This window comes from Pandoraea eparura, from assembly GCF_902459725.1.
Taxonomy (GTDB): domain Bacteria; phylum Pseudomonadota; class Gammaproteobacteria; order Burkholderiales; family Burkholderiaceae; genus Pandoraea; species Pandoraea eparura.
In genome coordinates this window covers 59,717-72,032 of the sequence record NZ_CABPSH010000012.1, presented here as the reverse complement: position 1 = coordinate 72,032, position 12,316 = coordinate 59,717, and the positions used below count along the sequence as shown (strand labels likewise).

General features: G+C 64.5%; 12 protein-coding genes. 5 read left to right on the top strand and 7 right to left on the bottom strand.

The window, feature by feature from the left end; all coding sequences use genetic code 11:
* Positions 1–14: 14 nt before the first annotated feature.
* A complete protein-coding gene (locus PEP31012_RS19660) occupies positions 15–425 on the bottom strand; it encodes a hypothetical protein (RefSeq protein ID WP_150590987.1) in 411 nt (136 codons plus the stop codon).
* Between the two features lie 422 nt (positions 426–847).
* Between PEP31012_RS19660 and PEP31012_RS19655 the strand changes: the two genes are divergently transcribed.
* Positions 848–2,452 carry a thymidine phosphorylase family protein gene (locus tag PEP31012_RS19655; protein WP_150590986.1) on the top strand — a complete coding sequence of 535 codons (1,605 nt, stop codon included), beginning with the start codon at positions 848–850 and terminating at the stop codon, positions 2,450–2,452.
* Positions 2,449–3,357 (top strand): ribose-phosphate diphosphokinase, encoded by a 909-nt coding sequence (locus tag PEP31012_RS19650; RefSeq protein ID WP_150590985.1) that lies wholly within the window; start codon positions 2,449–2,451, stop codon positions 3,355–3,357. Before PEP31012_RS19655 ends, PEP31012_RS19650 begins: the two co-directional genes overlap by 4 nt.
* 76 nt (positions 3,358–3,433) lie before the next feature.
* Here PEP31012_RS19650 and PEP31012_RS19645 read toward each other — a convergent pair whose 3' ends face one another.
* Positions 3,434–4,276: a universal stress protein gene (locus PEP31012_RS19645; RefSeq protein WP_150590984.1), complete on the bottom strand. Its 843-nt coding sequence runs from the start codon at positions 4,274–4,276 to the stop codon at positions 3,434–3,436.
* Between the two features lie 231 nt (positions 4,277–4,507).
* Here PEP31012_RS19645 and PEP31012_RS19640 point away from each other — a divergent pair, with 231 nt between their 5' ends.
* A complete protein-coding gene (locus PEP31012_RS19640) occupies positions 4,508–6,493 on the top strand; it encodes a PAS domain-containing sensor histidine kinase (protein WP_150590983.1) in 1,986 nt (661 codons plus the stop codon).
* Between the two features lie 6 nt (positions 6,494–6,499).
* Here PEP31012_RS19640 and PEP31012_RS19635 read toward each other — a convergent pair whose 3' ends face one another.
* From PEP31012_RS19635 to PEP31012_RS19615, 5 genes are all read right to left on the bottom strand, one after another.
* On the bottom strand, positions 6,500–7,492 hold the full coding sequence (locus PEP31012_RS19635) for a zinc-dependent alcohol dehydrogenase family protein (RefSeq protein ID WP_150590982.1): 993 nt from the start codon (positions 7,490–7,492) through the stop codon (positions 6,500–6,502).
* A 35-nt stretch (positions 7,493–7,527) separates the two neighbouring features.
* The gene (locus tag PEP31012_RS19630; protein ID WP_150590981.1) at positions 7,528–8,316 is read right to left on the bottom strand and encodes a helix-turn-helix domain-containing protein; all 789 of its coding nucleotides are present in this window, start codon (positions 8,314–8,316) and stop codon (positions 7,528–7,530) included.
* 161 nt (positions 8,317–8,477) lie between these two features.
* Positions 8,478–9,122, bottom strand: coding sequence for a response regulator (locus tag PEP31012_RS19625; RefSeq protein ID WP_150590980.1), 645 nt, complete (start codon positions 9,120–9,122; stop codon positions 8,478–8,480).
* A gap of 166 nt (positions 9,123–9,288) precedes the next feature.
* Positions 9,289–9,756 carry a universal stress protein gene (locus tag PEP31012_RS19620; RefSeq protein ID WP_150590979.1) on the bottom strand — a complete coding sequence of 156 codons (468 nt, stop codon included), beginning with the start codon at positions 9,754–9,756 and terminating at the stop codon, positions 9,289–9,291.
* 4 nt (positions 9,757–9,760) lie between these two features.
* The gene (locus tag PEP31012_RS19615; protein ID WP_150590978.1) at positions 9,761–10,264 is read right to left on the bottom strand and encodes a universal stress protein; all 504 of its coding nucleotides are present in this window, start codon (positions 10,262–10,264) and stop codon (positions 9,761–9,763) included.
* A 285-nt stretch (positions 10,265–10,549) separates the two neighbouring features.
* Between PEP31012_RS19615 and PEP31012_RS19610 the strand changes: the two genes are divergently transcribed.
* Both PEP31012_RS19610 and PEP31012_RS19605 read left to right on the top strand, forming a co-directional pair.
* Entirely contained in the window at positions 10,550–12,007 is a 1,458-nt protein-coding gene (locus tag PEP31012_RS19610; protein ID WP_150590977.1) for an MBL fold metallo-hydrolase RNA specificity domain-containing protein, read from the top strand.
* A complete protein-coding gene (locus PEP31012_RS19605; protein WP_150590976.1) occupies positions 11,997–12,296 on the top strand; it encodes a DUF1488 family protein in 300 nt (99 codons plus the stop codon). The genes PEP31012_RS19610 and PEP31012_RS19605 overlap by 11 nt, the downstream gene beginning before the upstream one ends.
* Positions 12,297–12,316: the final 20 nt, after the last annotated feature.

Sequence of the window (12,316 nt, the reverse complement as noted above, 5' to 3'; positions counted from 1 at the left end):
GCGCTCATCGCCGTTTAGGTCACTTCGCCCCATGCCGTCCACCAATTGGCGGGGCCTTGGGCATCGGTTGTATCGGCCGCCGCCTCGGAGAACAGGTGTTGCCATGCCTTCTGCGCCGCGCAGTACTGTTCGGCCCAGATCGTGGGCCCTCGGGCACTCATTTTCACCAGCCCTTGCCAGATCAGGTTTTGCATCGCCAACTGACGGTTCACGAAGGCGAGCTGGCTATTGAGCACCGCACTGAAATCCGGCGCGCTGTCGAGTGCGCTGGCGAATGCCCTGTCCGCGTCGAGCAGCCCTTCGTCAGCCTTGAGCTGCATTTGCCGCAGACATTGCACGTTCTCGACCCAGTGCCTGTGGGCATCGAGAACGGCAAACATCTGCGCCTTGCACAAGCCCAGGGAGGGAATCAGTTCTTTGGACATCGTCGCGTCTCCCGAGTGGATTGCGGGCCACACGACGTGACCGCAACGCGCGAAAAAAATCGCCCGCCGAAGCGGGCAGAAACCCAATTGCCTGCGCTCGGAACGGGGCCGTATCCAGACGCAAGTGCCGGAGGACCGGCAAGATCGGGTGTTGCTTGCGTCGGTGGTGTCAATACCGGCGATGTCTTCACGATACTCCGCCACCGCGAGCCAGGCCTTGACATATCTCAACGTCGGCCAAGGCGTTGCTCACGCGATACCGGCGGCGATGCGCCGTTTGATGCACGTCAACGTCTCGCCGGACACCCGCTGTGCACCGTCTCAACCGGCACTACGCTGGGAAGCTAAGGCATCACGGGAATCGGCTCTGAATCCGCGCCGACGGGACGCGCCTCCGTCGCGCTCTGCAAGGAACTCGCACTGTGTCAGACGATATCGAGAAGTCACCGGAAGTTGAGGCCTTCGGTCACCCCGACGTGCGCGCGTCGTCATCGGGCGACGCCAATGGCAATGCCGACCTTCCGCTCACAGGGCGCCGGTTGCGCGCGCGACGCGTGCAAATCGACACGTTGCGCGAAGCCGTCGCCTACCTCCGGCGCGACAGTCTGATCTGCCGCTCGGAAGGTTTCGCAGCGCAGACGCGCCTGCAGCTCGAATACGGGACGGCGAGCGTCGTCGCAACGCTGCAGACCGTCACCGGCGACTGGGTGGAACTCGACGAGATCGGCTTGAGTGAAGCCGCCCTGGCAGCCCTCGATGTCACCGAGGGCGAATGGGTTCGCGTGCGTCACATGCCGCCCATCGAGTCCTTTCGCCATGTGCGAGGCCGCATGTTCGGCGAAGCGTTTACGCCCGCGAAACTCAATGAAGTGATCGGCGATATTGCCGCCGGCCGTTATTCCTCGATCCATATCTCGGCATTTCTGACCGCCTGCACCGGCAACCGGCTCTCGGACGAGGAGATTATCGCCCTCACGCGCGCAATGGTCGCCACGGGCGAAACGCTGCAGTGGCACGCAGACTGCATCGTCGACAAACACAGCATTGGTGGCCTGCCGGGCAATCGCACCACACCGATCGTGGTCGCCATCGTGTCGTCGCAAGGGCTGATCATGCCGAAGACGTCGTCTCGGGCGATCACGTCGCCGGCGGGCACTGCCGACACCATGGAGACGTTGGCGCCGGTCGATCTGCGCGTCGAAGAGATGCGCCGGGTCGTGGACGCCGTGGGAGGCTGCATCGTCTTCGGCGGCGCGGCCGGACTCAGCCCGGCCGACGACATTTTGATCCAGGTGGAGCGCCCGCTCGATCTGGACAGCGAAGCGCAGATGATGGCGTCGATCCTGTCGAAGAAGCTCGCCGCCGGCGCCACGCACGTACTGATCGACGTGCCGGTCGGCCTGACCGCCAAGATTCGGTCCCAATACGCCAGCACCCTGTTCTCCGAGCGCTTGCGCACGATCGGTCGGGCGCTCGGACTCGACGTGTCGACTTATGTCTGTGCAGGCGACCAACCGGTCGGCCGCGGCATTGGCCCCAGTCTGGAGGCGCGCGACGTGCTGTCCGTGCTGCAAAATCGCAGCAACGCCCCGGCCGATCTCGCGGACAAAAGCGTGGATATCGCCGGCAGACTGTTGGAAATGGGCGGCAAGGCCCTGCCGGGCGAAGGTCAGGCGTGCGCGCGCCGCATACTGACCAGCGGTCTGGCCTGGCGGCAGTTCCAGCGAATCTGCGAGGCACAAGGCGGCATGCGCGAGCCCTTGGTCGGTCGGCATAGCAAACCCGTGACGGCACGCCACAGCGGCGTGGTCACGGCCATCGACAATCGCCATCTGGCACGGGTTGCCAAGCTGGCGGGTGCGCCGCGCGCACCGAGGGCGGGCGTCGTGTTCGAAACACCGATCGGCACGCACGTGGCGGCCAGACAACCCCTGTTCACCATCTATGCGGAAAGCGAGGGAGAACTCGACTATGCGTACGAGTACGCTCACCGCTTCCCCGCCATCGTCGCCGTGGGGGAATCATGAAAGACGTTGTGATCTATGCATTGCCCGGGAATGAGTCCTTGGCACGATCGCTTGCCCATGCCATCAATTGTCCGGTGCAGCGTCTGAATATTCATCGCTTTCCCGATGGCGAGCAACGGGTGGCGCTCGAGGGGCCACTGAGCGGGAAATCGGTCGTCATTGTCAGCGAACTGCATCGCCCGGACGCCAAGATACTGCCGCTGATATTCGCCGCCGACACCGCGCGAGACCTGGGGGCGCAAGATGTCGTCGTGGTCGCCCCGTACTTGTGCTACCTGCGTCAGGATGCGCGCTTCCATCCCGGCGAATCCGTGTCGGCCTATAGCTTTGGCAGGCTGCTCAGCGCGCACATCGACGGCCTGGTGACGATCGAACCACATTTGCACCGGCTGCCGTCGCTATCGGCAGCCTATGCCGTTCCCGTACGTTCCCCCCATGCCGTCGTCGCCATGGCCGAGTGGATCGCGGCCAATGTGCCGCATCCGCTCATCGTGGGGCCGGACGACGAAAGCGAAGCGTGGGTAGCACAAATCGGCGAGCGCATCGGCGCGCCGTCAGTCGTCGCGCACAAGACCCGCGAGGCGGATGCCAAGGTCAGCGTCCGGTTGCACGTGCCGTCGACCTTTGCAAAACGCACGGCGGTCATCGTCGACGATATCCTGGCGAGCGGGCAGACCATGGTGGCCACCGTCAAGGCGCTGGTCCGCAGCGGCTTCGGCAACCCCATCTGCATTGCCGTCCACGGACTGTTCGACGGCATCAGCGTCGACGATCTCATCGCCACTGGGGCCGGCCGGGTCGTGACCGCCAACACGGTGCCGCATGCGTCCAACGCGATCGACGTGACGCCGGCGCTGGCCGAAGCGTTGCGCGACCTGCTCGATACGTTGCCGACAAATCCATGAGAGGCGACGGCAGGCGGACGAGACATCCGCACTGCCATGCCGAGCGCCGCTCAACGCATGGCGGAACCGCGTGGCGTCAGTGCGACATCAATACCGGCACCGTCATGGTTTCGAGCATCGTTCGGGTCACGCCGCCGAGCACCCATTCCTGCATTCGCGAATGGCCGTAGCCCCCCATCACGATGAGGTCGATGTTCATGTCGGCCACGCGGGAGAGCAGATCCTCGCCTACGGCGACGTCGTTGGCGCCGCGCTCAGGCGTGACGCGCACATTGACGCCATGGCGGGCGAAGAACATGGCGATGTCGAGCCCGGGGATCGGGCCGAGGACGTCTGTCTTGTTTCCTCGACTGACGTGCATCACATGGACAGTCTTCGCCGCCTTCAGGAATGGCATGGCGTCGGCCGCGGCGCGTGCCGCTTCGCGTCCGCCGTCCCAGGCGAGCAAAATGTTATTGAACGAACGCGGTACCTTGCCCGCATACGGCAAGATCAGCACAGGCCGACCGCCGGCGAGCACGACCGACTCGACGAATCCCATCGCCGGTATCGTTTCCGGGTCGTCGGGGTCTTCTTGTCCGACGATCACCAGATCCGCGTAACGCGCATGGGTTCGCATCTCGCCATTCGTGTCATATTGCGGCGTCAGCCATTCGGGGCTGACCGCCTGACGGCGACAGATCTCCATGAACATCTGCTCCGCTTGGTCAAGGCGCTTGGCATCGCTCTCCGGCGACGACGGTGGCGGCACCCCCATGCCCCCGATGTCGGTGACGTCAGAAAACAACGGCATGTGGAACGGCAAGTAAATTCCCGTCAGGTGGGCCGGTAGCCGACAGGCAAAATCCACGGCAAGCTCGACGCGAGCGCGGCATTGCTGACTGTTGTCGACGTGTACAAGCAGCGTCCGGTAGGTCATGGTGACTCTCCAAATGGGGGCGATCGCTTTCTACTCTAGTTCGACGTCGGGGCGCCGCCGTTGACGCGGATCAAGGCCGGACTTGGCGACGGTGCCGGTTGTGCGTCCGTGGTCCGGCGTCTTGCCGTCGTCTTTCGCGATCCCTTACGTAGTGACTAGGCTGGGAAAATTGCACCGGCAGTGTTACAAAGACGGAATGCTCGGCACGAGAACCGATAGGGGGCAGCGTAGATGGCCAAGTTGACGTTTCGCCGTGCAATACAATCGCTTTCGCAGCAGACCGATGGCATCACCCTTGCCCTGCTGTGTGCGATCTGTCTCGCGCTCGCGGCATGGAACTGGCTCGCCGTACGCACCACCATGCAGAGCAACGTCGACGCGCGATTCGAGTTGCGTACGACGGCGGCGGCGGACAAGCTCGCGATCGCCCTCTCTGCTTATCGCGACACCTTGCATAGCGCGCTTGACCGCCTGGCGTTGGCGCCCCGGCCCGACGAAAGCGCTTGGCGGACGTATGCGCAAAGCATGCGGCTGGCGGAGCGATTGCCGGGCTTGGTGACCTTCGCCCGATGTGAGCGGACGGGCGACACGATCGACAGGGTCGTCGCCTATTCGATTGGCAACGAGGCCGTGCTCGGACCGAGCGGATCCATGGCAGTGCCACGTGGCACACCGACCTCGGGGACTGTCTTCACGCGCAGCGCGCCGTCGACGGGCCGCCCCTATCTGGTGTTCCTGTCCGACACCAGCCGTCCGTCGACATGCGCCTACGCCGTTGCGGACATCGACACACTCGTGCACGTGGCGATTGGGCCGCTCCTGCATGACATTACGCTGACGGTGAGTCTGCAAGACGGCGCAAACCAACCCGCCCCCGTCTTCGACAGCCTCTATCCCCGGGCGCCCGGCGAACCCCGACCGCCCGTCGATTATCAGGCGCACGCGAGTCTGCCGTACGGGGAAAAAGCCGTTCTGTTCCTCACCTTCACGGCGTCCGACGAATTTGCCTCGCTGCGCGGGGCCGGCGTGGCCAATTGGGCCCTCGGGTTGGGGCTGTTCATGACGGCGGTGACGGTGTTCGCGTGGGCCCTCGCCTTGCTGGCGCGGCGTCGCGCGCAGCGGCTTAGCGAGCATGGCGCGATCGAAAAGCGTCGATCGGAAGGCCGCCTTTTCAGCGTGATCCAGTCCGTGCGCGAGGCCATCATCACTATCGACGATCAGCAGCGTATCCAGATCTTCAACCCCACCGCCGAAAGCGTCTTCCGGTGCAGCGCCATGGAAGCGATTGGCGCGCCGCTCGCGCGATTCATCCCGGAACGGTTTCGGGATGCGCATTATCAGCACATCGAGCGCTTCGGCCTGACCGGCGTGTCAGAGCGCCTGATGGGGCGCGGCAGGCCGCTCTGGGGATTGCGCTCGGATGGCGAGGAGTTTCCGATGGAGGCGTCGATTTCGCAAAGCGCGGACGCGGCCGGCAAGTTCTATACGGTGGTGCTGCGCGACGTGACCGAGCAACGACAGATTGCCAACGCGCTGCAAACCTCTCGCAACGAACTCGAAAAGCTGAACGCGCGCCTCGAGGCGGTTCGCGAGGAGGAAAAGCTGAGAGTCGCACGCGAGTTGCACGATGACCTCGGCCAGCGTCTTACTGCGTTGAAAATGGACACGGCCCTGCTCAAGCGCGCCTTGGGCGACCAGACGAGCGTGAGCGGCGACGTCAAACGAATTGAACAATCGATCGACGGCATGGTGGCCGCCGTTCGCCAAATGGCCGCCGACCTGCGCCCGCCAATGCTCGATGACCTGGGGCTCGGCCCCGCAATCGAGTGGTACACCCGGGACTTTGCGCGCCGTTATGGCGTGGCGGTCGACTTTTCCGAGGCGCACAGTCTGCCCCCGATTCCCGCTATCGTGGCGACGGCGTTGTTCCGCATTGTCCAGGAGGCGCTCAATAACGTGGCGAAACACGCCAGGGCGACGTCGGTCACCATCGAACTCTCATGCGATCGAGAGTGCCGACTGCGCATTACCGACAACGGCCGCGGTCTTCCGCCCACGCGCCCAAAATCGGATTCGCTGGGCTTTATCAGCATGCGGGAACGGGCGCGCTTGCTGGGGGGCACGCTGGAAGTTCGCAGCCCATCCGAGGGGGGCACGGTCGTCACGGCCGTGATTCCACTGGAGGCGTCGCCACCGGACGACTCACCCGCCGCGTGACCGGGGCTATGATGTGCGAACCTGGAGCACCGCGGCACCCGAAAAGGCACCTCGACGCAGATCGCTCAGCGCCACGTTTGCCTGCTCGAGCGGGTAGGCTTTCGTCGTGACGTGCAGCGCGATCCGTTCGGCGAGCGCGAGAAACGCCAGCCCGTCGGCCCTCGTGAGGTTGGCCACCGACCTGACCTGTCGTTCTCCCCAGATCAGCCGGTAGGGGAACCCGGGAATATCGCTCATGTGAATGCCGGCGCATACGACGATGCCCCCCCGATCCACGCCCGCCAGCGCTTGCGGGACGAGGTCGCCGACCGGGGCGAAGAGGATCGCCGCATCCAGACGCGTCGGTGCCGGCGCGTCGCTGGCCCCCGCCCAACATGCGCCGTTTGCCCGCGCGAAGGCCATCGCCGCGTCGTCGCCGGGGCGTGTGAAAGCATAGACTTCCCGCGATTGGGCTTGGGCGATCTGGGCAATCAGATGGGCGGCGGCACCGAAGCCGTACAGGCCGATGCGTCGTGCATCGCCCACCATGCTGAGCGAGCGATAGCCGATCAGACCGGCGCACAGCAGCGGCGCGGCCGTGGCGTCGTCGTAGCGTTCAGGCAACTTGAAGGTGAAACGGGCCTCGGCCACCGCGTATTCCGCATAGCCACCGTTAAGCGTATAGCCGGTAAAGCGCGCCGCCTCGCACAGGTTTTCCCGGTAACTCTGGCAGAACCGGCAACTGCCACAAGTCGCCCCGAGCCACGGGATGCCGACCCGCTCGCCGATCGCCAGTTCGCGAACGTCAGCCCCCAGCGCCGCCACCGTCCCGACGATCTCGTGTCCCGGGATGATCGCGTCGGGAACGTCGGGCAGCTCGCCGTCCACGACATGCAGGTCGGTGCGGCACACCCCACATACGCTCACGCGAACCAGAACCTGGGTGGGCCCTGGCACAGGGATCGGGATATCCACGAGCGTCAGCGTGCCGTCCTTTTTTGACAACTGCATTGCCCGCATGCTGGCCTCCCGCGCGACGGGGGATCGGGGCGTGGCTAATGCGACAGGGTCGCCATCTCGCCCAGGCGCTTGGTGTCAAGCAGCGTGATTTCGCGTTGCCGCACGCGCAGCGCGTTCTGCGCCTGCATGCGAGAGAGCATTCGGCTCACCGTTTCCAGTTGCAGGCCCAGGTAGCTGCCAATCTCCTCGCGCGTCATGCGCAGCAGGAAGGAGCTGGGAGAATATCCGCGCGCGGCGAGTCTGGCCGAGACATCCAGCAGGAAGCTGGCGAGCCGTGCTTCCCCGCGGGCGGTGCCCAGGCGCAGCAACTGGTTCTGCTCTCGTACAATGCCTGCCGCGATCAATCGATGCATTTGGCGCATGATCATGGGCACTTGCCCGGCCACGGCTTCGAGTTCTGCGAACTTGATTGCGCAGACCTGGCTGTCCTCCAGCGCCACCGCTTCCGACACGTGTCGGCCACTGGCGATGGCCCCCAGCCCAAGCAGTTCTCCGCCCAACATATACCCGGTGACTTGCTCCCTGCCGTCCGGATGCATGATGACGGTTTTGAATGAGCCGGCACGCACGGCGTAAAGGTGCTCGAACGGATCGCCGGGCCTGAACAGCACCTCGCCCCGGCGGACTGTGCGGCGCACCCGGGTCACGCCGTCCAGACCGCGTGCGGACGCGTCGGAAAGGCCTTCGGGCAGGCAAAGCTGGCGCAAAAGACACGTGCTGCACCGCGGCACACCACCCTCGGTATCGTTGAAAGCCCGATGCACGCGAATGGTCTGCAGGTCGGCCTCGGGCGTGGGATCGAGCGAGCGAAAGGAAGCATACATGGCGGACTCCGGCGCGCTGGCCTGTGCAATTGACGCCTTCAGTATTGGAGACGCACACCGGAAAAAAAATAAGGGGGCGACGCGATCTTTTGTCAGCCGCGACGGCGCCGTGTAGGCCGTGGCTGACAGGGGACTGACAGGGTCGATGACGGGCCGCGCGCTCAGAGTTCGTCACGCAACAGGTTGTGCTTGATGGCGTAATGCACCAGCTCGGTCTGGCTCCTGAGATCGAGCTTTTGCATCACGCGTGCCTTGTAGGTGCTCACGGTCTTGGCGCTCACACACAGGTTATCGCCGATATCGCTCACGGTGAGCCCCCGCGCCAACATCAGGAACACATCGAATTCCCGATCGGACAGGCGCCGGTACCCTGGCGTATCGACCGTGGAAGTGGCCAGCTCCGACGCAATCCGCTCGGCCATCGCCAGGCTCAGATACACGCCACCGGCAACGACTTTCCTGACAGCCAGCACCAGCTCGGCCGGCGCGCATTCCTTCGTCATGTAACCGGCGGCCCCGGCTTTGAGCGCACGCACAGCGTACTGCTCTTCGCCATGCATGGTGAGCACGAGAATCGCCAGACGGGGAAACGACGCCTTGATCTGCACGATCAGGTCGATGCCGCTGCGTCCGGGCATCGACAGATCCAGCAGAAGGACATCGCAGGGCGTTTGTTCCAGTAGCGCCATCGCCTGCGCGCCATTGGCGGCCTCTCCCACCACCTCCAGGTTTTCGCTGCCGGCCAGAATGCGCTGCAACCCGGCCCTCACCAGCGTGTGATCGTCCGCAACGATGATGCGAGTCATGCGCTGGCCCCTGCGTCGGGTGCTTCGTTCGGAGGTATCGCCTTCGCGACACGCGCGGGTGTGTCAGATCGCACATCCGTCCCGCCGATTCTACTCGCCTGGCGGGTTTGCGCGCATTTCGCGTCTTACGGTGCCTGTGCGACCTTCCCCTCGGAAAATCGCAGACCTACAGCACATCTTTACCGGCTTCGGCCTCGGTCGGCGGAATGAGGATCACCGGGCGCTGTGCCTGTCTCGCACAATTCTCTGCCACGCTACCCAGCGCCATTCGTCGAAAGCCCCGCCGGCCGTGCGTGCCGATGACGATGACATCGGCCTGGTCTTCGTCCGCCGACACGTTGATCTGGTGCGCGACATCGCCCCCGAGCGGCAGGAGTTCGCGGATCTCCACGTCGCCGTCGACGCCCGCCCCCTTGAGCCGCTGCGTGGCCGATTCGCGAATCGCCTTGCCCTGCAACCGCATCGCCTCGATGAAGGGAAAGGGATCGGCATCGGCCACGTAGGCCACCGGAATATCGACGACATACAGGACATGCACGTGAGCGTTGCGTGCCTTGGCGATCGTCAGCGCGTAGTCAAATGCCTTGTCGGCCGTCGGGCTGCCGTCGATCGCGACCAGAATACGTTTGAACATGATCTCACCCCTTGTCGGTCACGGAGGCCGCCGCGTCCGAGCTCTGTGGTGACGGGGCCGGCCCGGTCACCAGCATGACCGGCCGATGCGTTTGACGAAGCACCTCCTCGGCAACGCTACCCATCAGGAGCCGTCGCACGCCCTTGCGTCCGTGCGTGCCAAGCACCAGAAGGTCGGCGTGCCACCGTTCGGCTTCACGGACGATCGCATCGGCAATCGTTCCGCCCCAGGCGCGAAGATCGATGGCGCGCGTGTCGGCCTGGATGCCTTCGTCGTGCAGCGTCTTGTAGGTATCGCTCAATGTCCGCTGGCTCTCCGAGACCATGCCGTCGCGAACCGCCTCCAGATCGATATGGGAGGCGAAGGCCGACTGATAGTGGACGAACGGATCGTCGATCACGCTCACTACCCGCACGACGTCGTCGGGCATGGCGAAACGGATCGCTTCGTGCAGCGCACGCCACGACGTCTCGCTACCGTCTGTGGCAAGAAGGATTCGATGAGGCATGGCATCGTCCTCACAAGGGGCAATGTGGAAAATCGACGGCACGTCGGCGCACCGCGCGCGTGAGATCGGCCCTGGCGGCGAAGTCCGTGTGCGGGCCGGGGCAACCGTTTGCCATCGTGGCGCTTACACGGTAGCCGCAGACGGGTGGCAGGTGGGCAAACACGAACCGGGTCCTTGATACACGTCAACGTCCACCGTCAGGCCTGACGGCGAGCCGTCACGGGCGGACTATCCTGCCATTACCAGGCGCCATGTTGCCGCCCGGACATTGTGCGAGGTGCATTCATGCAGTTGCGCTTCTTGGGGGCCGCCGGGACGGTGACCGGTTCCAAGACCCTGCTCTCGGCCGCCGGCAGGCAAGTCCTGATCGACTGCGGCGCCTTTCAGGGTGTGAAGAACCTGCGCGCTCGCAACTGGGCGGCGCCGGCGTTTGACGCTCAGCGTCTCGACGCCGTGGTGCTCACACACGCCCATATCGACCACAGCGGCTATCTGCCGGTGCTGGTCCGCTACGGCTACAAGGGCCCGGTCTATTGCACGTCCGCGACGCGCGATCTGTGCGAGATCCTGCTGCTCGACAGTGCGCACCTCGAGGAAGAGCAAGCGGCGTTCGTGAACCGTCACGGCAAATCGAAGCACACGCCTGCGCTTCCGCTTTTCACTGCAGAAGATGCCCGTCGAGCCATTGCCCTGCTCAAGCCGCTGCCTTTCGACGCCCCGTTCGACCTGTTCCCTGAGATTACGCTGCACTTCTGGCATGCCGGCCATATTCTCGGGGCGGCGATGGCGCAATTCGATGTCGGTGGCAGAAGGCTGCTGTTTTCAGGCGATCTGGGACGGCAGGACGATCCCATCATGCTGGCGCCGGCGGTACCCAAGACGCCCGATTTCCTGGTGTTGGAATCGACTTACGGAGATCGGCTGCATGATCGGACCGATCCCGGCGCGCAACTGGCGGAGATTCTGAACCGAACGTTCGCCCGGGGCGGCACCGTGATCGTGCCGGCGTTTGCCGTCGGGCGTGTGCAGAGCCTGCTCTACTGGATTGCGCGCGAGAAGGCGTCAGGGGGCATTCCGGACGTGCCGGTCTATCTCGACAGCCCGATGGCGATCAACGTCACAAAGACTTACGTGGCGCACCGGGCAGATCACCGTCTTGGCCACGTCGAATGCGAAGCCATGTGCGGTGCGGCCACGTTCGTCACCGATGTCGAGCAATCGAAATGGCTCGATACCCGCACGATCCCGCGGGTGATCATTGCGGGCAGCGGGATGGCCACCGGGGGGCGCGTGCTGCACCACCTCAAGGCGATGGCGGGCGACTGGCGCAACACTGTGCTCTTTACCGGCTTCCAGGCCCCGGGAACGCGCGGCGCGACGATGGTCAGCGGCGACAGCGAGGTCAAGATCTTCGGTGATTATGTCCATGTGGGCGCCGAAGTCGTTCAGCTCGATACCTTGTCGGCCCACGCCGACTACAACGAAACGCTGGTTTGGCTCTCGAAGTTCGACAAACCCATTCGCCACATCTTTCTCAATCATGGTGAGCCCGCCGCGTCCGACAGCCTGCGCCGGCGCATTGCGGAGCGCCTTGGCTGGCCTTGCCATGTCGTGGAACCGATGGAGCAGGCTTACCTGGAGGGAGATGAAGCGCTCCAGAGTCACGCGCCCGTCGTGACTGGCGAGTCTGACGCGCGCCACCGCCGCCCTCGCACCTCCGAGGAGTTGGGTGATGAAGATTGAGTTTCCGCGCGTCGCGCCGGTCTATAACGGCGACGACCTGACGATCGAGTTCGCGGCCGATCTTAACCACAAGCGTGTGATTTGTGCGATCTCGGCCGAGGCGCTGGAGGATCACTTTGGCGCGAAGTCGTGCAACGTCGACGATCTGATGGCCGCGTTCCGAGCGAATCGCCCGGCCATCGAGAAAATGACCGAGCGCTATCTTGGGCTGTGCCTGGGCGCGCCGGTGTTGCTGCGCAGCGGCCATTTCCGGTGGGGCATGGAGTGTCCGCCGTCCCGGGATGTCTAGCGCGAGCGCACACCCGCCCC